This window comes from Trabulsiella odontotermitis (genome assembly GCF_030053895.1).
Classification (GTDB): Bacteria; Pseudomonadota; Gammaproteobacteria; order Enterobacterales; family Enterobacteriaceae; genus Trabulsiella; species Trabulsiella odontotermitis_C.
The window spans coordinates 2,595,304-2,619,283 of sequence record NZ_CP125781.1 but is presented as its reverse complement, the minus strand read 5'-3'; the positions used below and the strand labels follow the sequence as shown (position 1 = coordinate 2,619,283).

At 55.5% G+C, this 23,980-nt stretch carries 19 protein-coding genes and 2 pseudogenes; 12 read left to right on the top strand and 9 right to left on the bottom strand.

Annotated elements, in window-relative coordinates; translation table 11 throughout:
- The first annotated feature begins 31 nt into the window (after nt 1-31).
- Nucleotides 32-1,228, top strand: coding sequence for an MFS transporter (locus QMG90_RS12555; protein WP_283279968.1), 1,197 nt, complete (start codon nt 32-34; stop codon nt 1,226-1,228).
- Between the two features lie 27 nt (nt 1,229-1,255).
- Here the strand turns inward: QMG90_RS12555 and dsbB are convergent, their stop codons facing one another.
- Both dsbB and nhaB read right to left on the bottom strand, forming a co-directional pair.
- Nucleotides 1,256-1,789, bottom strand: a complete 534-nt coding sequence (gene dsbB, locus QMG90_RS12550; protein WP_283279967.1) for a disulfide bond formation protein DsbB — start codon at nt 1,787-1,789, stop codon at nt 1,256-1,258.
- A gap of 136 nt (nt 1,790-1,925) precedes the next feature.
- Nucleotides 1,926-3,479 carry a Na(+)/H(+) antiporter NhaB gene (nhaB, locus tag QMG90_RS12545; RefSeq protein WP_283279966.1) on the bottom strand — a complete coding sequence of 518 codons (1,554 nt, stop codon included), beginning with the start codon at nt 3,477-3,479 and terminating at the stop codon, nt 1,926-1,928.
- A 218-nt stretch (nt 3,480-3,697) separates the two neighbouring features.
- On the opposite strand from nhaB, the gene fadR reads away from it, so the two are divergent.
- Entirely contained in the window at nt 3,698-4,417 is a 720-nt protein-coding gene (gene fadR / locus QMG90_RS12540) for a fatty acid metabolism transcriptional regulator FadR (protein WP_049857668.1), read from the top strand.
- Between the two features lie 47 nt (nt 4,418-4,464).
- Here fadR and QMG90_RS12535 read toward each other — a convergent pair whose 3' ends face one another.
- Nucleotides 4,465-5,997, bottom strand: a complete 1,533-nt coding sequence (locus tag QMG90_RS12535; RefSeq protein ID WP_283279965.1) for a SpoVR family protein — start codon at nt 5,995-5,997, stop codon at nt 4,465-4,467.
- Nucleotides 5,998-6,317: 320 nt separating this feature from the next.
- Between QMG90_RS12535 and QMG90_RS12530 the strand changes: the two genes are divergently transcribed.
- From QMG90_RS12530 to QMG90_RS22545, 3 genes and pseudogenes are all read left to right on the top strand, one after another.
- Nucleotides 6,318-7,616, top strand: coding sequence for a D-amino acid dehydrogenase (locus QMG90_RS12530; RefSeq protein WP_283279964.1), 1,299 nt, complete (start codon nt 6,318-6,320; stop codon nt 7,614-7,616).
- 9 nt (nt 7,617-7,625) lie between these two features.
- Nucleotides 7,626-8,696 (top strand): catabolic alanine racemase DadX, encoded by a 1,071-nt coding sequence (gene dadX, locus QMG90_RS12525; protein ID WP_283279963.1) that lies wholly within the window; start codon nt 7,626-7,628, stop codon nt 8,694-8,696.
- 54 nt (nt 8,697-8,750) lie between these two features.
- Nucleotides 8,751-8,798, top strand: a pseudogene (locus QMG90_RS22545) (hypothetical protein); the annotation flags it as partial.
- A gap of 3 nt (nt 8,799-8,801) precedes the next feature.
- Here QMG90_RS22545 and QMG90_RS12520 read toward each other — a convergent pair.
- Together QMG90_RS12520 and ldcA are read right to left on the bottom strand one after the other, a co-directional pair.
- Nucleotides 8,802-10,469 (bottom strand): annotated as a pseudogene (locus QMG90_RS12520) (potassium/proton antiporter); the annotation flags it as partial.
- An 87-nt stretch (nt 10,470-10,556) separates the two neighbouring features.
- On the bottom strand, nt 10,557-11,477 hold the full coding sequence (ldcA, locus tag QMG90_RS12515; protein WP_283279961.1) for a muramoyltetrapeptide carboxypeptidase: 921 nt from the start codon (nt 11,475-11,477) through the stop codon (nt 10,557-10,559).
- 93 nt (nt 11,478-11,570) lie between these two features.
- Here ldcA and emtA point away from each other — a divergent pair, with 93 nt between their 5' ends.
- Nucleotides 11,571-12,182: a membrane-bound lytic murein transglycosylase EmtA gene (gene emtA, locus QMG90_RS12510; RefSeq protein WP_054180585.1), complete on the top strand. Its 612-nt coding sequence runs from the start codon at nt 11,571-11,573 to the stop codon at nt 12,180-12,182.
- Here emtA and ycgR read toward each other — a convergent pair whose 3' ends face one another.
- On the bottom strand, nt 12,183-12,914 hold the full coding sequence (ycgR, locus tag QMG90_RS12505; RefSeq protein ID WP_283279959.1) for a flagellar brake protein YcgR: 732 nt from the start codon (nt 12,912-12,914) through the stop codon (nt 12,183-12,185). It abuts the gene before it with no gap.
- Nucleotides 12,915-13,114: 200 nt separating this feature from the next.
- On the opposite strand from ycgR, the gene QMG90_RS12500 reads away from it, so the two are divergent.
- Nucleotides 13,115-13,369: a GlsB/YeaQ/YmgE family stress response membrane protein gene (locus tag QMG90_RS12500; RefSeq protein ID WP_038153748.1), complete on the top strand. Its 255-nt coding sequence runs from the start codon at nt 13,115-13,117 to the stop codon at nt 13,367-13,369.
- A gap of 47 nt (nt 13,370-13,416) precedes the next feature.
- Here the strand turns inward: QMG90_RS12500 and QMG90_RS12495 are convergent, their stop codons facing one another.
- Complete coding sequence (locus QMG90_RS12495) at nt 13,417-15,117, bottom strand: alpha,alpha-trehalase (protein ID WP_283279956.1); 1,701 nt, start codon at nt 15,115-15,117, stop codon at nt 13,417-13,419.
- Nucleotides 15,118-15,353: 236 nt separating this feature from the next.
- Here QMG90_RS12495 and dbpA point away from each other — a divergent pair, with 236 nt between their 5' ends.
- From dbpA to QMG90_RS12480, 3 genes are all read left to right on the top strand, one after another.
- Complete coding sequence (gene dbpA / locus QMG90_RS12490) at nt 15,354-16,727, top strand: ATP-dependent RNA helicase DbpA (protein ID WP_283279954.1); 1,374 nt, start codon at nt 15,354-15,356, stop codon at nt 16,725-16,727.
- A gap of 107 nt (nt 16,728-16,834) precedes the next feature.
- On the top strand, nt 16,835-17,692 hold the full coding sequence (locus QMG90_RS12485) for a hypothetical protein (RefSeq protein WP_283279952.1): 858 nt from the start codon (nt 16,835-16,837) through the stop codon (nt 17,690-17,692).
- Complete coding sequence (locus QMG90_RS12480; RefSeq protein WP_283279950.1) at nt 17,689-18,630, top strand: DUF1848 domain-containing protein; 942 nt, start codon at nt 17,689-17,691, stop codon at nt 18,628-18,630. The genes QMG90_RS12485 and QMG90_RS12480 overlap by 4 nt, the downstream gene beginning before the upstream one ends.
- A gap of 55 nt (nt 18,631-18,685) precedes the next feature.
- Here QMG90_RS12480 and QMG90_RS12475 read toward each other — a convergent pair whose 3' ends face one another.
- Nucleotides 18,686-20,107 (bottom strand): DASS family sodium-coupled anion symporter, encoded by a 1,422-nt coding sequence (locus QMG90_RS12475; RefSeq protein ID WP_283279948.1) that lies wholly within the window; start codon nt 20,105-20,107, stop codon nt 18,686-18,688.
- A gap of 35 nt (nt 20,108-20,142) precedes the next feature.
- The gene (locus QMG90_RS12470; RefSeq protein WP_283279946.1) at nt 20,143-21,495 is read right to left on the bottom strand and encodes a class-II fumarase/aspartase family protein; all 1,353 of its coding nucleotides are present in this window, start codon (nt 21,493-21,495) and stop codon (nt 20,143-20,145) included.
- 217 nt (nt 21,496-21,712) lie between these two features.
- Between QMG90_RS12470 and QMG90_RS12465 the strand changes: the two genes are divergently transcribed.
- Both QMG90_RS12465 and QMG90_RS12460 read left to right on the top strand, forming a co-directional pair.
- Nucleotides 21,713-22,450 carry a GntR family transcriptional regulator gene (locus tag QMG90_RS12465; protein WP_283279944.1) on the top strand — a complete coding sequence of 246 codons (738 nt, stop codon included), beginning with the start codon at nt 21,713-21,715 and terminating at the stop codon, nt 22,448-22,450.
- Nucleotides 22,451-22,752: 302 nt separating this feature from the next.
- The gene (locus tag QMG90_RS12460; protein ID WP_283279942.1) at nt 22,753-23,946 is read left to right on the top strand and encodes a zinc-dependent alcohol dehydrogenase; all 1,194 of its coding nucleotides are present in this window, start codon (nt 22,753-22,755) and stop codon (nt 23,944-23,946) included.
- The last annotated feature ends 34 nt before the right edge of the window (nt 23,947-23,980 follow it).

Below are 23,980 nucleotides of genomic sequence, written 5' to 3'. Positions count from 1 at the left end.
TCACATTTATTGACACTATTTTCACAATTCTATGAGCACAACCCCTGACGCAGTAACGCAACAAACTCCCTTCAAATCAACGTGGCCGCTGGCGTTGTGTGCCGGTTTGCTGGGTATCGGCCAGAACGGATTGCTGGTGGTGTTACCGCAACTGGTGTCGATGACAGGTCTGTCTCTGTCTGCCTGGGCGGGGCTGTTGATGTTCGGCTCTATGTTGTTTTTGCCCGCGTCACCGTGGTGGGGACGCCAGGCGGAGATCCGCGGCTGTAAGTTTGTGGTGCTGGCGGCGCTGCTGGGTTATCTCGCCAGCTTTGCGGTGCTGGCGCTGGTGGTGTGGAGTATGGCGAGCGGGAAGCTGGGCGTGGCTGGCGGTATGGCGGGGCTGATTGTGTCACGTACGTTGTACGGTCTGACGGTTTCCGGCATGGTGCCTGCCGCGCAAACCTGGGCTATGCAGCGCGCCGGAACGGAAAACCGCATGGCGGCGCTGGCGTCGATCAGCTCTGGCTTAAGTTGCGGCAGGTTGCTCGGGCCACCGCTGGCAGCCGCCGCGCTGAGTCTGCACCCGCAGGCACCGCTGTGGCTGATGGCACTCGCGCCGTTGCTGGCGCTGATGACTGTTGTCCGGCAGCCAAATGATCCGCCATTGCCGCCCGTGGCGCACCAGTCCACGCGGTTACAGCTCAACATGCTGCCTTATTTGCTGCTGGCGCTGTTATTGGCCGCCTGCATCAGCCTGATGCAACTGGGGCTGTCGCCGCACCTGAAACCGCTGTTCCCGGAGAACACCACGCAGATCAGCCATCATGTCGCCTGGTTGCTAAGTCTCGCGGCGGTCAGCACCCTGCTGGCGCAGTTTCTGGTGGTGCGTCCGCAGCGTCTCAGTGCGGGTGGGTTGCTGGCTGTTGCGGCGGTGTTACTGGTGTGCGGACTGGCGCTGATGAGTCTGCCGGGGCTTGTCACGTTTTACATCGGTATCGTGGTGACTTCACTGGGATCCGCGATGGCGACGCCGGGTTATCAGTTGCTGTTAAACGATCGCTTATCGACAGGCAAAGGCGCCGGGGTGATCGCCACCAGCCATACGCTCGGTTATGGTCTGAGTGCGCTACTGGTGCCGCTGGTGTCGGGACTGTATGGTGAGCAGGCGTTAATCGGCGTGGCGCTGGCTCTGGCGGCGGGTTTTCTGGCACTGAGCGGTGGAGTGTGCTGGCGGAAAGCGCGATAAAAAAACGCTCCCGAAGGAGCGTTTTTCTTACAGACGACCAAAAAGATCTCGTCTTTTCGGTTTGAACGGTTGGCCAATCAGCACCAGCAATGCCATCAGCAGATAGGCGGCAAAGATAAACAGCAGCCATTGCGGCATTTCGAGTGACAGGAATTGCCACTGACGTTCAGCGCAGTCGCCAGACGCCACAAATACCTGCGGCAGCCATTTATCGAGCGGTAGCCAGGTCGGGAAACGGGCAGCAAAGTCACAGGTCAAAAACGGAGAAGGATGCAACTGCAACATCGTATGTTCCCAGGCAAGCTGTAACCCTCTGAATGCACTGTAAATCCAGATAATCAACGCCACATAACGCAACGGTGATTTTGGCGCGATGGCTCCCACGATCCCCGCACCCATTACGCCGAACAGGGCGCAACGTTCATAAATACAAAGTACGCAGGGTTTCAGCAGCATGACGTGCTGGAACCAGAGCGCAACCAATTCAAGCGCAAATGCAGTCAACGCCAGCAATAACCATGCACCACGACCTCGCGAGCACTGGTTTAAATATCGCAACATAATTATTTCCCTGGAACGAGCAAAGACACCGCAGTTTAAACGAATTTAGTCGCTTAGCCACTAGCAGGGAACACATTATTGCGTAAATGAATCTTAAAAGCCCAAAATCGCCTTTCGGGCTTATAAATTATTGATGCTACGGGGATACATTCGGCATGGTTATGAGTCCCTGAGTGGATAACCATTCAGTGACTGGCATCAGCGTAAATTCGATGCACAACAACCCGACCAGGGTCAGTACCACCGTGTAGGGCAGCGCCATCCAGACCATTCGCCCGTACGAGAGACGAATCAACGGTGCCAGCGCCGAGGTCAACAGGAACAGAAACGCCGCCTGGCCGTTTGGCGTGGCGACGGAGGGCAGGTTGGTGCCGGTGTTGATTGCCACCGCCAGCAGTTCAAACTGCTTGAGGCTGATAATACCTTGTTCAAATGCGGCTTTCGCTTCGTTGATATACACCGTTCCGACGAACACGTTATCGGAAATGGACGACAGCAAGCCGTTGAAAAGATAAAAGAGCGACAGTTGCGCATGGGGCGAGGCTTTGAGAACAAAGGCAATGATCGGCGCAAAAAGATGCTGCTCGATAATCACCGCAACCACAGCGAAAAAGACAGTCAGCAGCGCAGCGAACGGTAACGCTTCAGTAAACGCCTTGCCGATGGCGTGTTCATCCGTCACGCCGGAGAGCGACGAGGCGAGAATGATTACCGTCAGACCAATCAGCCCGACTTCCGCCAGATGCAGTGCCAGCGCCACCACCAGCCAGACGCCAATAATGCCCTGTACAATAAGGCGCATCGTTTCCTGACGGGTCCGTTGCTGACGACTGCGCTCGTCATAGTTGTGCAGCACTTTGCGCACGGACTCCGGCAGCGTTTCGCCATAGCCAAACCAGCGGAATTTCTCCAGCAGTGCGCAAGTGAGCAGCCCGCACACCAGCACCGGCAGCGTTACCGGCGACATGCGAATGACGAACGCGCCAAAATCCCAGCCCGCCGCTTTGGCGATGATCAGATTCTGCGGCTCGCCGACCATGGTCATCACGCCGCCGAGCGCGGTGCCGACGCCCGCATGCATCATCAGGCTGCGCAGGAAACTGCGAAACTGCTCCAGCACCTGGCGGTCGTTTTTGTCGATGTCGCGATCGTCGCGCATGTCGTTGTCATCCGTACGACTGGAGGCAGCGCGATGGTAAATGCCATAAAAACCGACAGCGACGCTGATGATCACCGCGACGACAGTCAGCGCGTCGAGGAAGGCGGAGAGAAACGCCGCCGCCAGGCAGAAGGCGAGGGAAAGGACCGTTTTACTGCGAATGCTCAGCAGCAGGCGCGTGAAGATAGAGAGCAGCAGTTGCTTCATAAAATAAATGCCCGCGACCATGAAGATCAGCAGCAGCAACACTTCGAGATTATTACTGATCTCTTCGCGCACATGTTCCGCGCTGGTCATGCCGATGGCCACTGCTTCAATAGCCAGCAGGCCGCCGGGCAGCAGCGGGTAACACTTCAGCGCCATCGCGAGTGTAAAGATGAACTCAATCACCAGCATCCAGCCCGCCACAAAGGGGCTGAGGTAAAAGACAATCGGGTTGATGATTAAGCAAAGTACCAGAGTGAGTTTGTACCAGTCCGGGGACTGACCAAGAAAGTTGCGCCACAGCGCGCGACCATAAGAGATTTCCACGACGAACATCCATCCCGCCAAAAAAAACAAAAGTATAGTGTAAACGAAACAGAGGCGATGGGCGCAAAAGTGCGAAGTCCTGTTCCGGCATGGCTGAAGGAATGTAAAAAAATAAAACCACGATCCCTTTTTAATTCACCGTGCGTGCTATCTGCCCCTGTTTTGCTCTGGTATGATGAGTCCAATTTTTTGCAACGCTGTGTAATGGAAATCTCTCTATGGTCATTAAGGCGCAGAGCCCGGCGGGTTTCGCGGAAGAGTACATCATCGAAAGCATCTGGAATAACCGCTTTCCACCAGGTTCTATTCTCCCTGCTGAACGTGAACTCTCTGAATTAATCGGCGTGACGCGCACCACCTTACGCGAAGTGTTGCAACGTTTAGCCCGTGACGGCTGGTTGACCATTCAGCATGGTAAACCGACGAAAGTGAATAACTTCTGGGAAACGTCCGGTCTCAATATTCTGGAGACGCTGGCGCGCCTCGATCACGAAAGCGTTCCGCAGTTGATCGACAACCTGCTGTCCGTGCGCACCAACATTTCGACGATCTTTATCCGCACCGCGTTTCGTCAGCACCCTGAAAAAGCGCTCGAAGTGCTGGCCAGCGCGCGGGAAATTGAAGATCACGCCGACGCGTTCGCCGAGCTGGATTACAACATTTTCCGCGGCCTGGCGTTCGCCTCCGGCAACCCTATCTACGGGCTTATCATTAACGGCATGAAAGGGTTATATACCCGCATCGGTCGTCACTACTTTGCCAACCCGGAAGCGCGCAGCCTGGCGATGGGGTTCTATCATCGTCTGGTGAAAGTGTGTGAAGAGGGGTTATACGAGCAGGTGTACGACATTGTGCGCCGCTACGGTCATGACAGCGGTGAGATCTGGCATCGGATGCAGAAAACATTGCCCGGCGACCTCGCCATTCACAGCCGCTGATCCGCCTTTGCAAAAAAGAAACCCGGCACACAAGGCCGGGTTTTTATTTACACCAGATTCTGCCGCGGCGGGCAGCGGTCAAGTAGCTCGATGCTGCCGTCAGCGTTCTGCTGCTCCAGCATCACATCAAACCCCCACAACCGGTGCACATGCTTCAGCACTTCCCGACGCCCTAAATCAAGCGGCGCGCGGTTGTGTGGCACGTAGCGCAGCGTTAGCGAGCGGTCGCCGCGCAGATCCACGTTCCACACCTGAATGTTCGGCTCGAGATTGCTGAGGTTGTACTGGGCGGACAGCTTATTGCGGATCTCCCGGTAGCCCTCTTCGTTATGAATGGCGGCAATTTCCAGGTAGTTATTGCGATCGTCATCCAGCACAGTGAACAGGCGGAAATCGCGCATCACTTTCGGCGACAGGAACTGGCTGATGAAGCTCTCGTCTTTAAAGTCGCGCATCGCGAAATGCACTGTCTCCAGCCAGTCGGAGCCGGCGATATCCGGGAACCAGTATTTGTCTTCGTCGGTTGGCGACTGACAAATGCGCTTGATGTCCTGGAACATCGCGAAGCCCAGCGCATACGGGTTAATGCCGCTGTACCACGGGCTGTTATAGGGCGGCTGAAACACCACGTTGGTGTGGCTGTGCAAAAACTCCAGCATAAAGCGTTCGGTCACTTTGCCCTCATCATACAGATGGTTGAGGATGGTGTAGTGCCAGAAGGTCGCCCAGCCTTCGTTCATCACCTGCGTCTGTTTTTGCGGGTAAAAATACTGGCTCACTTTACGCACGATGCGCAGGATTTCCCGCTGCCATGACTCCAGCAACGGCGCGTTTTTCTCCATAAAGTAGAGCAGGTTTTCCTGCGGCTCAGAGGGGTAGCGACGCGCAGATTCCACGGTCTTCTCTTCCTCTTTCTTCGGCAGGGTACGCCACAGCATATTCACCTGGCTTTGCAGATATTCTTCCCGGCTTTTCTGCCGCGCTTTCTCCTCCTGCAGGGAGATTTTTTGCGGGCGTTTGTAGCGGTCCACGCCGTAGTTCATCAGCGCGTGGCAGGAATCGAGCAGTTTTTCGACCTCATCCACTCCGTAACGCTCTTCGCAATCGGTGATGTATTTGCGGGCGAAAATCAGGTAGTCGACGATGGAGCTGGCGTCCGTCCAGCTGCGGAACAGGTAGTTGTTTTTGAAGAACGAGTTATGCCCGTAGCAGGCATGCGCCATCACCAGCGCCTGCATGGTAATGGTGTTCTCTTCCATCAGATAAGCGATACAGGGATTGGAGTTAATCACAATTTCATAGGCCAGCCCCTGCTGACCGTGCTTATAGGCCCGTTCCGTTTCGATGAACTTTTTGCCGAACGACCAGTGCGGGTAGTTGATCGGCATCCCGACGCTTGAGTAGGCGTCCATCATCTGTTCAGACGTAATGACTTCGATTTGATGCGGATAAGTTTCCAGTCGGTAGAGTTTCGCCACCCGGTCGATCTCCGCCAGATAAACATCCAGCAGGTCGAAGGTCCAGTCGGGTCCATCGCTCAGACGTGTGCTGTCCTTATTTATGGAGTCAATCGTAGCCATTAGCGCGCCCTCATTGTTGGCGGCCCTCTCTGTCTGGAGAGCCTCTTTTCAAGCATAGAACACCGCGTCATAAACCACAGGGCAAGGGAAATTTTTTCTTTGCGATTTTTCCATGACAATGGCGAGGAAAAAGGGATTGCACAGAATTTTTCGCTGAGTAAATTTAGCGCACAGCAGGAGATTCTAAATCTCGTATCACCCGGCTGGCGGGGCGCAGTGTGAGACAAGTCACCATAAAAAAAGCATATGTTGAATAATATTTTCATCTGCGTTATCAATTTGTAATTAGATGATTGTTCTTTTGCACAGATGGAGTGGCTATGCGTGTTGTCATACTGGGAAGTGGCGTTGTCGGCGTGACCAGCGCCTGGTATTTGAGCCAGGCAGGACATGATGTGACGGTCATTGACCGTGAAGCCGGGCCGGCGCTGGAAACCAGCGCCGCAAACGCCGGGCAAATTTCCCCGGGCTATGCTGCGCCCTGGGCGGCGCCGGGCGTGCCGCTGAAGGCGATCAAATGGATGTTCCAGCGTCATGCGCCGCTGGCGATTAGCCTCGATGGAACGCAATTCCAGCTCAAGTGGATGTGGCAGATGCTGCGTAACTGCGACACGCGCCATTACATGGAGAACAAAGGCCGGATGGTGCGGCTGGCAGAGTACAGCCGTGACTGCCTGAAAGCCCTGCGTGAATCCACCGGGATCGAGTACGAAGGTCGCCAGGGCGGCACGCTACAGCTTTTCCGTACCGAACAACAGTTTGAAAACGCCACCCGCGATATCGCGGTACTGGAAGACGCTGGCGTGCCGTATCAGTTGCTGGAGGCGAACCGTCTGGCGGAGGTTGAGCCTGCGCTGGCAGAAGTGGCGCATAAACTGACCGGCGGTCTGCGTCTGCCGAACGATGAAACCGGCGACTGCCAGCTCTTTACACAGCGACTGGCGAAACTAGCGGAGCAGGCGGGAGTGAAATTCCGCTTTAATACGCCGATTGACCGCTTACTGTACGACGGCGACCAGATCCACGGCGTGCAGTGCGGTGACGAGCTGTTCAAAGCGGACGCGTTTGTGCTGGCGCTTGGTTCGTACTCCACCTCGATGCTGAAAGGCGTGGTGGATATTCCGGTTTATCCGCTGAAGGGGTATTCGCTGACCATTCCGGTCAAAGATGACGACGGCGCGCCGGTGTCGACTATCCTTGATGAAACCTACAAAATCGCCATCACTCGTTTTGACCAGCGCATTCGTGTCGGCGGGATGGCGGAGATTGTCGGCTTTAATACTGATCTGTTGCAGCAACGCCGTGAAACGCTGGAAATGGTGGTGCGTGACCTGTTCCCGCGCGGCGGCGTGGTGGAAGAAGCGACGTTCTGGACCGGATTACGTCCGATGACCCCGGACGGTACGCCAGTCGTCGGTCGCACGCCGTACAAAAACCTGTGGCTGAATACCGGACACGGCACGCTGGGCTGGACGATGGCCTGCGGCTCTGGCCAGCTCATCAGCGATTTGATCTCCGGGCGTACGCCAGCGATCCCGTTTGATGACCTGAGCGTGGCCCGTTATCAGGCTGGCTTTACGCCGTCCCGCGCGCAACATTTGCATGGTGCACATCAATAAGGAGCCGTCATGTCTCGTCCTGTACAGGCCAGCATTGATTTGCAGGCACTGCGTCAGAACCTGAACATTATCCGCCGTGCCGCCCCTCAGTCGCGGGTGTGGTCGGTGGTAAAAGCCAATGCCTATGGTCACGGTCTGGAACGTATCTGGAGCGCATTAAACAGCACAGATGGTTTTGCCTTACTGAATCTCGAAGAGGCGATCATGCTGCGTGAGCGCGGCTGGAAAGGACCGATCCTGTTGCTGGAAGGCTTCTTCCATGCCGATGAACTGGAACTGTTCGACAAGTACCGGCTGACCACCAGTATTCACAGTAACTGGCAAATCAAAGCCATTCAGAATGCCCGTCTCAATGCGCCGCTGGACGTTTACGTCAAAGTGAACAGCGGCATGAACCGGCTGGGCTTTGCGCCGGATCGTCTTCACACCGTCTGGCAGCAACTACGCGCATTGCCTGGCGTCGGTGAAATGACACTGATGTCGCACTTTGCGGTAGCTGAACGCCCGGACGGCATTGTGGAGGCCATGGCGCGTGTGGAGCAGGCGGCAGAAGGGCTGGAATGCGCCCGTTCACTGTCAAACTCTGCCGCCACGATGTGGCACCCGGAAGCGCATTATGACTGGGTGCGCCCGGGGATCGTGCTGTACGGCGCCTCGCCGTCGGGCCAGTGGCAGGACATCGCCAACAGCGGCCTGAAGCCGGTAATGACGCTCAGCAGCGAAATCATCGCCGTGCAGAACCTGAAACCGGGCGAGGGCGTCGGTTACGGCCAGCGTTACCAGGCAGCGCAGGAGCAGCGTATTGGCATCGTCGCCTGTGGCTATGCGGATGGTTATCCGCGCCATGCCCCGGACGGTACACCGGTGCTGGTGGACGGCGTGCGCACGGGTATTGTCGGCACTGTGTCGATGGATATGCTGGCGGTCGATTTAACGCCATGTCCGCAGGCGGGGATCGGTACGTCGGTCGAGCTGTGGGGCAAAGAGATTAAGATTGATGATGTAGCCGCGGCCTGCGGAACGGTTGGCTATGAACTGATGTGCGCGCTGGCACCGAGAGTGCCAGTTGTGACGGTGTAACGTTGTGCCGGGTGGCGCTACGCCTACCCGGCCTGCGACTCACTCAGTTTCTTCATTCGCGACGCGGACACCCACTTTGCGTACCGCGTTATCTTCTTTCTCCGCCACCGTCCAGATCATCCCGGCGAACTCCACCTGGTCACCGACAACCGGTGCCGCGCCGAGCAGATGCTGGATCAGATCACCCAGCGACTGCTGGTTGTCGCGAAACTCTTCACCGCCATCCAGACCGTAAATCAGTGCCACATCGGCAAATTTTGCCGTCGCTTCGAGGATGAAATCACCGAAGAAACGCTGGTCCAGCGCCACCGGCGGCGCCTGGCTGAACAGTTTGCCGAGCGCGGGTAAATCATGCTCCCGGCCAATCACGCAGAGAATATCGTTTTCCCGCAACCGCGTGCTGCCGGTCGGGTGCAGCAGAACATTGTCGCGAAACAGTGCTGCAATGCGGGTTTCCGGCGGCATATGCAGGTCGCGGAGCGCCGCGCCCACGCACCATTTGTCTGCGCTGAGCTGGTAAACAAACTGCTCCCACGGATTGTTCGGGTGAATATCCAGCCCGACGCGGGAGATAGGCCAGCCCACTGGCGGCACCACCACTTTGGCTTTTTTCGCCGCCCAGGAGAGCGATGTGCCCTGCAGCAACAGCGACACCAGCACCACGAAGAACGCCACATTGAAGAACAGACGGGCGTTATCCAGCCCCGCCATCATCGGGAATACCGCCAGAATAATCGGCACCGCGCCGCGCAGGCCAACCCAACTGATAAAAATACGTTCGCGCAGGTTAAAACCACGGAACGGCAATAGCCCGGCAAACACTGACAGCGGGCGGGCGAAGAAAATCATCCATGCGGAGAGGATCAACGCCGGAACAGCAATCGGCAGCAGATCAGACGGGTTCACCAGCAGACCCAGCACCAGGAACATGCCGATTTGCGCCAGCCAGGCCAGTCCGTCGAAGTTTTGCAGGATAGCGTGGCGGTTACGAATGGGCCGGTTGCCCAGCAGGAAACCGCACAGATAAATCGCCAGAATGCCGCTGCCATTAATTGAGGTGGTGATGGCGAAAATCATGATCCCGCCGCTCAGCGCCAGCAGCGGATAGAGCCCGGCGGGCAGGGCGATGCGGTTAATCATCTGCAATAGCAGATAACCGCCAGCCAGACCAATCAGAATACCCAGCCCGAATTGCTGCAGCAGATGCGCGACAAACAGCCAGCTCAGCCCGGCCTCATGCTGCTGGATCATCTCAATCAGCGTGATGGTCAGAAACACCGCCATCGGGTCGTTACTGCCGGATTCAATCTCCAGCGTCGAACCCACACGTTCGTTAAGCCCTTTGCCGCCGAGCAGGGAAAATACTGCCGCAGCATCAGTGGAGCCAACGATCGCGCCAATCAGCAACCCTTCAATCAGATTCAGGTGGAACAGCCATGCCGCCATCATGCCGGTCAGCCCGGAGGTGATCAGTACGCCTACCGTCGCCAGCGACAGCGCCGGGCCAAGGGCGACGCGAAACGAACTGGCCTGGGTGCGCATCCCGCCGTCCAGCAGGATCACTGCCAGCGCGAGGTTACTGATCATGTACGAGAAGGGGTAGTTGTCGAAAGGGATGCCGCCGATGCCATCAACACCGGCCAGCATGCCAATCGCCAGAAAGATAACCAGAATCGGGATACCGAGACGTGAAGAAAATGAACTTAATAAAATACTACAGGTTACTAAAACAGAACCCAGAATAAACAGACTAATAACCGCCCCAGCGTCCAATGTTCACGATCTCCTCTACAGCATGATGTGCGTTACAAAACGTTATCATATTTATGCATGAACAATGGTCTAATAAGAGCTATGAATTTATTTTTCTTCTGACAGCACCGGATGACCGGAGAGCGTCAGCGTGGTGGACGCAGCGGTATTGACCAGTTTGCCCTGCGCCCCAAGCGGTAACGTCACCGTCCGCGCTTCATGGCCAAAGTCCAGACCGGTAATCACCGGGATATCCAGCCGCGAACGAAGATAATGGAACATGGTTTCCAGGCTGTAGCCGTTGTCGTAATCATTGGGCTCTGCACCGCTAAAACTGCCGAGGATCAGCGCGCGCTGGCAGGACAGGATCCCCGCATGCAGTAACTGCAACAGCAGACGCTCGACGCGGAACGGATGCTCGTTGATATCTTCCAGCACCAGAATGCCGTCGCGAATGTCCGGCATCCACGGCGTACCGAGAAGCGTATTAAACATCGCCAGATTGCCGCCCCACACGGTGCCTTCCACCCGGCACTGCGGCCCGTCACCGGCCCATTCAAGGGTGAACGACGGATTTTTCAGCGCCTGCCAGAAATGGTGTTCGGTAAAGTCATTGACCGATTCCGCACCAAAATTGCCCGCCAGCATCGGCCCGCTGAAGGTTATGACGTTGCCGAGCGCCAGCAGTCCCATCTGTATCACAGTGAAATCGCTGTGACCGCAGATAAGCAGCGGATCCCGTTGCTGACGCGCGATAAGCGCGGGCCAGTCGATTGCTTCCAGCAGGCGGCTCGCGCCATAGCCGCCACGTACCGCCAGCACAATACGGTTTTTGCCCGCCAGCGTGGCGAGGGCGTTGATATCATTGAGACGCTCAGCGTCAGTACCGGCAAAACGCTGGTCGCGGCGAGGAATAACCTGCTGATGCTCCACCCGATGTCCGGCCTGCTCCAGGCGCGTTACGCCACGCGCGGCAGCCGTCTGGTTAATGCAGTAACCGGAAGGGGCGATCAGATGAAACAGACTCATGCTAATTCCTTGCATACAATGAAAAAGGTATCATGCCGCCTGAACCGGTCGTTGTCACCTTCAGCGGCACACTTCAGCTAAAAGGATAGATGCGTGAAATTGAGATGGGTCGTTTTTTTATTTGTCTTGCTTGCCGGATGTAGCTCAAAGCAGGATTACCGCAATCCCCCGTGGAACGCTGAAGCGCCGGTAAAACGGGCGATGCAATGGATGCCGATCAGCGAAAAAGCTGGTGCGGCCTGGGGCGTCAGCCCGCGTCTTATTACGGCGATTATTGCTGTGGAGTCGGGCGGCAACCCGGAACTGGTGAGTAAATCCAACGCCGTGGGGCTGATGCAATTAAAAGCCTCCACCGCCGGGCGTGAAGTCTACCGCTATATGGGCTGGAAAGGGCAACCGTCGACCAGTGAGCTGAAAAACCCGGAACGTAATATCTCAATGGGTACCGCTTACCTGAGCATTCTGGAACATGGCGTGCTGGCGGGCATTAAAGACCCGGAAGTGATGCAGTACGCGCTGGTGGTGTCGTATGTTAATGGCGCGGGCGCGCTGCTGCGGACATTCTCGTCCGATCGCAAAGACGCGATTGATGAGATTAACGATCTCGACGCGGATGAGTTTTTTGAACACGTTGTCAAAAATCACCCCGCGCCGCAGGCGCCTCGCTATATCTGGAAAGTCCAGCAGGCGATGGATGCAATGTAGTTAAAGCACTTTGCTGGCGCGTTCGCGCGCCTCGCGCTCCAGGGCGAAGATAATGCGCTGGAGCGTGCGCTCCGCCGCCGGGTTGACGTTCAGAAAGCGAAAACTCAGGCGCGGGGTGGTGATGGTTTCGTTTTTGCCGTCGACCACTTTACGCTCGGTGATGGCAATCAACTGCGCATCAAACTGAAATTTCCCCCAGTCCCCCATATCCAGCGCCAGTTGCGGGATCTGCATGCCAACCTGCAGACCGGTTGTGGTTTTGCCTTCCAGTAATGCCCCCATTCCGCCGAGCGACAGGTCGCACAGACGGCAGCGAAATTCGCTGTTATCCGGGAGTCGTGCCGTGCAGAGATAAACCGGCTGCAGAGGCGCCGCAATACGAAAGAATTCTCTGCGCTGCACAAACCACAACGATGGCGGTACGGGGGCGGCGAACGCCGGGAGTGACAGGTAATCGATGGCCTCAAGTTTTGGCAGGGTAAATTCGACTTTCGCCCCTTTGGTTTCCGCATCAATCAGGAAATTTTCCGCGTGCTGTGCCGCCAGGTTTTCCTGTTCCTGACTGCCGAAGTCAATAATCAGCTGTTCCGCGGTGACCGACAGAATGCGGCTGATGAACTGACCGGAGGCCCAGGAGACGCGGAGCGGGACCTGATCTTTATGCAGATCGCGAAGGACATTTAATACTGCCAGCGGACTCACTTTCAGGAATTGCTCGTTGTAATGACTCACACCAAATCGCTCCAGATGACAGATTCTCGCATCGTTATCGGCACCCGCCGGAAGAACTTAAGGCAAATAAGTGAAAAAAGTGAAATTCAATAAAAAAAACGCCGCTGGCGGGATATTCCAGTGCAATTACCTATACTTGAACCATTGAGGCAGGGGATTTTGACCTGCATCTGGACGGTTTTTTCCTGGAGGTGGTTATCATGGGCATTATTACCTGGATCGTGTTCGGACTCATCGCGGGGGTCATCGCTAAACTGATTATGCCGGGGCGGGATGGAGGGGGATTCATTCTCACCTGCATTCTCGGGATCGTCGGTGCGGTGGTGGGTGGCTGGTTAGCGACCATGTTCGGTATCGGAGGCAGCATCACAGGCTTTAATCTGCAAAGCTTCCTGGTGGCCGTCGTTGGCTCCATTGTCGTTTTGCTGGTGTTCCGGCTGCTACGGCGGGAATAATCAGAATGAAGGCGAACGGGCAGCCAGTGGCTGCCCGTTTTATAGGGTTATTGTGTTGCGGCGGCAGCCTGTTTTTCCGCTGGCGCCGCAGGGCGCGTTTGCGGAACGCTGTCGCACGGGTTTGCTTTCGGACAGACCAGATCCAGCATTTTCAGCGTTACGCCATTGGTCCAGCCGAAACCGTCCTGCAACGGATATTCACCGCCGCCACCACCGGTTCCGGTTGTGGTGATGTCGTATTTTTCAACCAGCTTCTGCTCGCGATCATACGTATGCTGAACGTTGGTCAGAAAGCGCCAGGTGACGTCCATGGCGATTTTATCCTGTCCGTAATTCTGCAAACCTTCTGTCGCCACCCACTGCAGCGGCGCCCAGCCGTTTGGCGCATCCCATTGCTGGCCACTGTTCACCGTGGTGGTGCTGATACCGCCCGCTTTCAGCAGATTGCGCTCGGCGGCAGTGGCGACTTTAGCGGCGCGTTCGCGGGACGCAGCATTAACGAATAACGGGTACAGGGCCGCGGCGGTCAGTTGATTACGCACCTTATGGCTTTTCAGATCGTAATCGGCATACCAGCCCTCTTTTTCATTCCACAGGTTTTTTTCCATCGCGTTCTGGCGGGCGCTGGCGAGGGATTCATAACGCGCGGCTTTGTCGTTATCACCTGCGGCTTTGCTGGCAGCGGCGATCATTTTCTCCATTTTGAACATCAGCGCGTTGAGATCGACAGGCACGATGCTGGTGGTGCGAATGGTGCCGAGCTGTTGTGGGTTGTCCATCCAGCGGGAGCTGAAATCCCAGCCAGAGGCGGCTGCCGAACGCAGATCACGGTAGATATCGGTGGCCGGGCGATTCGGATTGCTTTTCGCCGTGTTGACATCATCCAGCCACGACTCCGGGCGTGGGGTATCGCGATCGTCCCAGTAACGGTTGAGCAACGATCCATCCTGTAGTTTGACGACGCGCTTGCTGGCCTGACCCGCTTGCAGCGCATCGGCGCCTTCCATCCAGTAGGCATGCTCTTTTTCCATCTGCGGCAGGTATTTCTTCAGCGCATCGTCACCGTCATGCGTTGCCAGCAGTTCCACCATCAGAGAGAAGAAGGGCGGTTGTGAGCGGCTCAGATAGTAACTGCGGTTGCCGTTCGGAATATGGCCCCATGAATCCAGCTCATAGGCGAAGTTGTCGACCATATCTTCGATCTTGTCCCAGTGATCGCTTTCCGCGAGGCCGAGCATGGTGAAGTAGCTGTCCCAGTAATAAACTTCACGAAAACGCCCGCCGGGCACCACATACGGCTTCGGCAACGGCAGCAGGGAATCCCATTTTTCGGCGCTGTCGGTGGTTCGCGTTAGCACCGGCCATAATCCGTCAATGTGCTGGCGCAGGGTCTGATCCTTCGGCGGCACATACTTCTCTTTCTCTTGCGGCAGGGTGAAGTTCACCTCGACAAAATGGCGCAGGTCAAAACTGGTCTGGTTTTTTTGCATCCGGTAATCCGCGAGGATCATCAGCGGATCGCTCCTGGGTATCGCATCGGCAAAGGTTTTTTGATCGGGGAATAATTTGGCGCTCTGGATGTCGTTAAACAGCGGCCCCAGCAGGATATCCGGCGGTTGCGTCGGTGCTGCGGCTGGCGCGTCTTCCGCCAGTGCTGAAAAGGTTGTCATGCTCAAAAGCGCACCACCGAGCGCCATCCGCAGCGCGAATGCGATAGCCTCCGGGCGGCGCAGTGCAGATATCGTCATCGTTAGTCTCCTGTCATAGGCTGAATAGTCTGACCGCTGGGATCAACCATCTGAAAACCTTAGACGAATTTCCGCCTTCGCGTCGGGCTTAATTATCATTTTGCGGATTTCCGGACACTTTACCGTGGTAAAAAAGCAAAACCGCTGCGGATAGGGGGGATCTGGATGTTATCATTGCCGCCAGCCCGCTGGCGGAACACGCCGGGGACTCCTTTTCCCATTTTGAGAATAATGCCGTGACCTCTTTTGCTGAATTAAACGCCCTCCCTGCGGAACAACTTGCCAACCTTAACGAACTGGGTTACCAGACCATGACCCCGGTGCAGGCGGCGTCGCTTCCGGCGATCCTCGCGGGGAAAGATGTCCGGGCGCAGGCGAAAACCGGCAGCGGCAAAACCGCCGCATTCGGACTGGGCCTGCTTCAGCACATTGATGCCAGCCAGTTTCTCACCCAGTCGCTGGTGCTGTGCCCGACCCGCGAACTGGCCGATCAGGTGGCGAAAGAACTGCGTCGTCTGGCGCGCTATATGCCCAATATTAAAGTGCTGACGTTATGCGGCGGGCTGCCGTTCAGCGTGCAGCGCGATTCGCTGACCCATGCGCCGCACATTATTGTGGCAACGCCAGGGCGACTGTTGGATCACCTGAAAAAAGAGACGGTGAACCTGGAAGCATTGCAGACGCTGGTGCTGGACGAAGCTGATCGGATGCTCGACATGGGCTTTGCCGAGGCCATTGATGAAGTGATTGCGTATGCCCCAGCGAAGCGCCAGACACTGCTCTTTTCCGCCACCTGGCCCGCAGCAATCGCTGCCATCAGCGGGCGTATTCAGCGCGAGCCGCTGACAGTCGAAATCGATACTGTCGATGAATTGCCTGCGGTTGAGCAGCTGTTTTTTGAAGTGTCGCGTGGCGGTAAGATCAGCCTGTTACAGAAACTACTGAGCCAGTATCAGCCCGCTTCCTGCGTGGTGTTCTGCAATACCAAAAAAGATTGTCAGGCCGTGTACGACGCGCTGACTGCGAGTCAGCAGAGCGTGCTGGCGCTGCATGGCGACATGGAGCAGCGCGACCGCGATCAGACGCTGGTTCGTTTTGCCAACGGCAGTTGCCGGGTACTGGTGGCGACTGACGTTGCCGCACGCGGTCTGGATATCAAAGCCCTTGAGATGGTGATCAACTATGAGCTGTCCTGGGATCCGGAAGTGCACGTCCACCGCATCGGCCGTACCGCGCGGGCAGGGGAAAGCGGGATGGCGATCAGCTTCTGCGCCCCCGAAGAGGCGCAACGCGCTAACGTGCTGGAAGAGATGCTAAATATCACACTGCGCTGGCAGCCGGTGCCGACAGGCATCAGCATCGCACCGCTGGAGGCGGCAATGGAGACGCTGTGCATTGATGGTGGCAAAAAAGCCAAAATGCGTCCTGGCGATATTCTTGGCGCGCTGACCGGCGATATGGGGCTTGATGGCGCAGACATCGGCAAAATCGATATCCACCCGATCCACGCGTTTGTGGCTGTGAAACGTTCGGTCGCGCATCATGCCTGGAAACAGTTACAACAGGGCAAAATTAAAGGTAAATCTGTGAAGGTGCGGTTGCTGAAATAGCGCCGCAATGCAAATCCCCCGCGGATACAGGCGGGGGACACAGGAAATTTAAGTTTTGGCGCATGCTGCCGATAGTGTCATTGGATGACAGAAAAGGTGAGTGAGCAATGACAAGGAATTTTCTGGAAGGCAAAGTACAAGCTGTATTTAATGATTTTGAAAATGAGAGATGGTGCTCTCTTAATAATTTTGGTTTTAATTCGAACGGTTATTCGTCAAAGGTTAATCAACAGCAGTATATCCTGAAATATTATGGTGCTTATTTTTGTGAGCTTTATGGTATGTATAAAAAGCTCCTGCAATCATTTAACGGTGACGAGTTAACGATTTTATCTATCGGTTGCGGTTCCGGCGTTGATTGCGAAGCATTAAACCGCGTTGTCATTGATGAAAATAAAACAGTGACAATCAAGTATGTTGGGATCGATCTTATCGACTGGCACTACCGTCCGAACTTCCCATGGGCGCAGTTTAAAACCAGGTGTGCCAGCACACTCCAGGCTGCAGATGTTGAGGATGTTGATTTATTTGTCTTCCCTAAGTCGCTGACAGAGTTAAGTCTGGATATAAGAAAGCATATTGCCGATTTAATAGTAAAGAATAGTAAGAAAAATCCAATCTATTTTATTAATACCTATGCAACGTATAATGCACATGACAATAATAGTATAAATGGGATTGATGAATTTCAGACTATTTCTAAAATTCTGACAGATGACGGCTGGCAGTGTGATCAGGAGCCTAACTATTATACTTATTTTATTAAGCAACGTTGGTTAGGGCTTGATTTTACTTTTTTTAAATTACCGGATGATGTTCTGCCTTTTGTCTCTGAACTTAAAGATTCGTGCAATAACCACAACAATAGTCCACAATGTATGGCCTGTAATATCAATTTTTGGCCAGTTTTTAGTAACAAATATCTGGCCTATAGCCTGCTCAAATACACCCGGGAGAAAGAATGATAATCAGTGCGAGCCGGCGAACGGATATCCCTGCTTTCTATACGCCCTGGTTTATGAACCGCATCCGGGAAGGGTTTCTGTTGACCCGTAACCCTTATAACTTCAACCAGGTCAGGCGGGTCTCGCTGAATCCGGCGGATGTCGACGTTATTGTCTTCTGGACGCGAAACCCTAAAATGCTGATGCGTCATCTGGGCGAACTGGATGAGCGCGGGTTTCATTACTATTTCCAGTACACCATCACAGGCTACCCCAAAATTCTCGAAGGCTCCGTACCGCGCCCGCATCATGCCATTGACACCTTTATTCAGCTCAGTGACAACATTGGCGCGGACAAAGTCATCTGGCGCTATGATCCCATTCTGGTGTCGAACATTGTTGATATCGACGAGCACAAGCGACTGTTCAGTAAAATCGCCACCCTGTTGCGCGGAAAAACAAAACGGGTGGTCATTAGTTTTGCCGATCTGTACAAAAAAACGGAATCGAATCTGGCGGCTGTTCCGGGGCTGCAATACGAGGATATTGTTAATGATCGCCTGCGCTTGCTGGATTTAGCGCAGTGGATGGCAACAATAGCGCGGGACAATCATATGGTTGTCGAAACCTGCTCCGAGGATATCGATCTTTATGAGGCCGGCATCGGACACGGAAAATGCATTGATGATCGACTGATTAATGCGGTTTTTGGCCTGCCGTTGGACGCGATGAAAGATCCCGGTCAGCGCGAAGCCTGTGGTTGCATTCGCAGTATTGATATCGGCACGTATAACACTTGTCTGCACGACTGCTCCTACTGCTACGCTACCTTTAATAAACAGGCGATCGCTAACAATAAGAAAAAACACGATCCGGAAAGTCCATTTCTGGTAGGCGGAACTGAAGGGGTGGAGGCTAAACTGCTGCTGCCAACCCTATTTCAGGGATCGCTGTTTTAATCATCACAGACACAATCACCGGTAAAAGTGATTGTGTCTGCAGGGTCTTGCTTACTCAGTAATAGCCCAGCAATTTCCACCACATCATGCCGATAATAAAGGTCAGCGCGACGTTAAAGGTGACTACCACCAGGTTGATTTTGTAGAACGTTGCCCGGTCGAAATAACCCTGTCCGAAGTAAATCGGACCCGGACCACCACCATATTCCGTATTCCCCCACATCAGGTTACTGAAAATACCGAAGCAGATAGCGACCATCATCGGCGGCGCACCGGCGGCGATAGCCGTCGCGACGAACGGGGCGTACAGCGCGGCCACATGCCCGGAAGCGGTGGCAAACAGATAGTGAACGTAGATATACAGCAATCCGAGTACCACAAACGCGGTCATTGGACCGAAACCCTGAATCGCACCGTCTAACTGCTGCGTCATCCATTTGATAAAGCCGAGCCCTTCAAGCCCGCTGGCGAGACTGATGATCACGCTGAACCAGATGACGGTATCCCAGGCCGCGTGATCGCTGAGCAGAGCTTTCCATTCCACAGCGCGGGTGGCGAACAGATAGGCCGCCAGACCGAGCCCGACAGCGGTTGCCGACAGGCCAGTGATCAAACTGGTTCCCCAGCCAATCAGAGCGAGAATAAAGCCAATAGCCACTTTCTTCTCTGCGCTGCTCATCGCTCCCAGCGCCTGCAACGAACGCTTGCCCATCTCTTTGGCTTCCGGCGTCCTTTTCAGCTCCGGATTCAGCAGCTTATAAATGAGCAGCGGCGCTAACATGAAGCAGACCATCGCCGGAACCACGGCCGCAACAAACCAGCCGCCCCATGAGATCTCAATGCCCAGTGTTGATTTCGCCAGACTGCCAACCAGCGGGTTCGCCGCCATCCCGGTCAGGAAGATGGCGCCAGTGATTGGCGTGAACTGGAAACAGACCATGGTCAAAAAGTTGCCGATGCGTTTGCCGGTTTCACCGGGCGCTGAGCCGAGCACATCGTTAATCGAGCGGGCGATCGGGAAGATAATTCCCCCGGAACGCGCCGTCACCGATGGCATGGCAGGTGCCATAATTAAATCCGACACGCCGAGCGAATAGGCGATCCCCAGACTGCTTCCGCCAAACAGCGACAGCATTTTATACGCGATGCGCTTACCGAGACCGGAGGTGACGAACCCCAGCGACAGCACATAGGCGCAGAAAATCAACCACACCGTCCCGCTGGCAAACCCCGACAGCGCTTTCGCCTCCGGCAGGGTTTTGCTGAAAATTACCACGCAAATCGAGATAAGCATCACCGCCCCGGACGGGAGCGGCTGGGTCAGAATGGCCGCTATGGTGGCGGCAAAAATGGCAAACATATGCCACGCCTGCGGTGTTAAACCTTCCGGGGCCGGCCAGAACCAGATAATGGCGCCGATGGCCAACGGCACACCGAAAGCAATAATGGATTTTCCCCTGGATGAAACAGATGACATGATCATCTCCTCATGCTAATGGTCATTGACCTGGATTAGTGGCGTCCGGCAGATTTCGCGAGCACCTGGTCCACCATCTGCGGCGCCATGCCCAGATAATTCGCCGGGTCAGTCAGGCGTTCAATCAGTTGCGGATCCAGACGGCTTGAGACGCCAGGCATCGCGTTGAGTACGTCCGCCAGGCGACCGCCTTTTTCGTTCACTACGCGACAGGCGTCGTACACCACGTCATGCGCATCCTGACGACCAATGTAAGGGGCCAGTCCCATCATGACGGCTTCGGCCACGATAAGTCCTTTGGTCATATCAAGGTTTCTGGCCATCGCGTTCTCATCAACGATTAAGCCATCGAGCATGAACTTCGCCTGATGCAGCGCCCCGGCGGCCAGCACAAAGCTTTCCGGGATGGCGATCCATTCGGCATGCCACGGGCCGGTCGCGCGTTCGAGATCCTGAACCATCGCGTCGAGCATCAGCCCGGCGTGCTGGCGAACCCCTTTGGCGCAGGCCAGCATCAGTTCGCTGGAGATCGGGTTGCGTTTCTGCGGCATGGTGCTGCTGGCACCGCGGCCCTTCACAAACGGCTCGTACAGTTCGCCAAATTCGTTGGCGGCAAGCAGCATCACGTCATAGGCGATTTTGCCGAGCGACCCGGTGATCACCCCGAGCAGGTTCACCGCTTCGGCAAAACCATCGCGCGCGACGTGCCAGGTGGAGGCGGGAACGCCAAGGCCAAGCTCTTCCATCATCGCTTTTTGCACGGCGAGACCTTTATCGCCCAGCGACGCCAGGGTGCCTGCCGCACCGGCGAATTCACCCACCAGTACGCGAGGGCGCGCCTGTTCCAGACGTTCGGCGTGACGGTCAAACATATCCAGCCAGATAGCGGCTTTATAGCCGAAGGTGATCGGAAGTGCCTGTTGCAGATGGGTGCGGCCTGCCATTGGCGTGTCACGATAGCGTTGCGCAAGACCGGCGAGAATGACGCGCAGCTCGCGAATGTCGGCGTCGATAAGGTCAAATGCGTCGCGGATTTGCAGGACGACAGCCGTGTCCATGATGTCCTGGGTGGTGGCGCCCCAGTGGACGTAGCCGCCCGATGCGCCCGCCTGTTTAGAGATCTGATGCACCAGCGGCAGAATCGGGTAACCGACAATTTCGGTCTCATGACGCAGCAGGTCGAAATCCAGGGTATCGGCATTACATTTTTCGGCGATCTCTTTGGCCGCATCTTGCGGGATGACGCCGCAGCGCGCTTCGGCCTTCGCCAGTGCCACTTCTACCTCAACGTATTTGCGGATAAGTTCGTGATCATCAAAGATGGCGCGCATGGCCGGCGTACCAAAAGAATCCCTGAACAGGACGGAATCTAATACAGTGGAAGCCATAAAACCCCCTTTTGAGTGGGATAGTGATAGACTGCCGGTCAGCCGATATCCAGACGACATTCCGGCATGCTCCTTGCGGCACGCTAAATGTCTGGACATTGCTATAATGTACGTACATTTAGAATGTACGTACATTTTATAATGACCGTACATTTGGAAGGGAAGTTCTCATTCCTGCTTTTGTGATAACGATCGGTAATTTAGAAGAACAATGGCGATGAAAGAGTCTCTGTACCAACGTATTGCCCGTGAGCTGGCGGCGGATATTGCCTCCGGCAAATATCCTGCGGGCTCGCAGTTTCCGACGGAAAAAGAGCTGTGCGAATCCTATCTTGTCAGCCGCCATACCGTGCGTGAAGCGCTGCGAAGCCTGACGGAGCAGGGTCTGATTTCGCGACGCAAGGGGGCGGGGACGCACGTCACTGACAGCCCTGATGCGAATTCGCAGGACCACCCGCTGGCCTATCTGGAAGATTTGCTGGTGCTGGCCCGCAATAATCTGCGGGTGGTAAAAAAGGTTGATGAGATTGTGGCGGACATCGAACTGGCACAGGTCATCGGCTGCCCGCCAGGATCGCGCTGGCTGCATATCGCCAGCATTCGTGAAGACAGCCAGAAACGCGATGCGCCGATTTGCTGGACCGACAGCTACGCCAGCACGACCTACAGCAAACTGCGCCAGCTGGTGCGCAGCGACCCTCATGCGCTGATAAGCGATCTGATCGAAGAACACTACGGGATTCGCAGCCAGGAAGTACACCAGACCATCACCGCGGTCGGCGTGCCAGCGAAAATGGCGAAAGTGCTGGGTGTGGAGACGGGTTCCCCGGCGCTGCGTATCGTCCGGCGTTATATCGACCGCCAGGGCGAGACCTTCGAAACGACGGTTTCCGTGCATCCCGCCGGGCGCTATACCTGTTCGCTGGTGCTGAAGCATCTGACAGCAGAAGAGTAAATATAAAAGAGAGAGCCTTAAGCGACGCGGGAGATATTTCACCGTTTCGCTTAAGGCTCTTTTTTTATATCTCAACGGCACGGGTTCTCTTGAAGTCCGATTATTGTTCTATCCTTTCAGTTCCTGCTTTTTTATTTTTACGAGTTCAGGTTCATGGGTAGCATAATTATCGGAAAGCGTTCAACAAATCGGAGTAATAGTGCTTTTCATCATTACCTCATTTTTGCCGTAAACCGCAGAACGCAACGTAATTGCTGTCTCCATACCAGGTCTCGCTTACGCCATTAACGGGAGAATAGCTTATGAAAGCACTGACTTATCACGGTCCGCATAATGTCAGCGTCGATACCACCCCTGATCCGGGATTAGAAGCCACTGACGATATTATTCTTCGGGTCACTGCCACCGCCATTTGTGGCTCTGATTTGCATCTCTATCGTGGGAAAATACCCGGCACCAGTCACGGTGATATTTTTGGCCACGAGTTTATGGGCGAGGTCGTTGAGGCCGGTCCGGACGTGAAAGCGGTCAGCAAAGGCGATCGCGTGGTGATCCCGTTTGTTATCGCCTGTGGCGACTGTTTTTTCTGCCGTTTGCAGCAATACTCAGCCTGCGAAAACACCAACAGCGGCAAGGGCGCGGCGCTGAACCGCAAAAGCATTACGCCGCCTGCCGCGCTGTTTGGCTACAGCAACCTCTACGGCGGCGTGCCTGGCGGACAGGCGGAATATGTCCGTGTGCCGAAAGCCAATACCGGCCCGTTTAAAGTGCCGGACAGCCTGCCCGATGAAAAAGTGCTGTTTCTTTCCGATATTCTCCCCACCGCCTGGCAGGCGGTGAAAAACGCCGAAATTAAACCGGGCTCCAGCGTGGCGATTTACGGTGCCGGGCCGGTGGGGCTGCTGTCGGCGGCCTGCGCGCGGTATAACGGCGCGGAACAGATTTTCATCATCGACCATAATGATTACCGGCTGGCGTTCGCTCAGCAGCGTTATGGCGCCATCCCGATTAACTTCGATAAGAACGACGACCCGGCGGCGTGGATCATCGAAAACACGCCGGGCAACCGCGGAGTGGATGCAGTCATTGATGCGGTCGGGTTTGAAGCAAAAGGCAGCCTCACCGAAACGGTGCTAAGCACGCTCAAAATTGAAGGCAGCAGCGGGAAGGCGATTCGCCAGTGTATCGCCGCCGTGCGGCGGGGAGGGATCGTCAGCGTTCCGGGGGTTTACGCCGGGTTTATCCACGGATTTATGTTCGGAGACGCCTTTGATAAAGGGCTGACGTTTAAGATGGGCCAGACGCACGTCCATGCCTGGCTGCCGGATTTACTGAAACTTATTGAGCAGGGCCATCTCACGCCGGAAGAGATTGTCACGCACCATATGCCGCTTGAAGATGCCGCGCGCGGCTATGAAATTTTCGAAAAACGTCAGGAGGAGTGCCGCAAGGTGATACTGGTTCCGGGGATGTCCGGAGAAAAAGCGACGATTTGAACCGCGTGGCGGCGGTTGAGCCAAGGTGACCGCC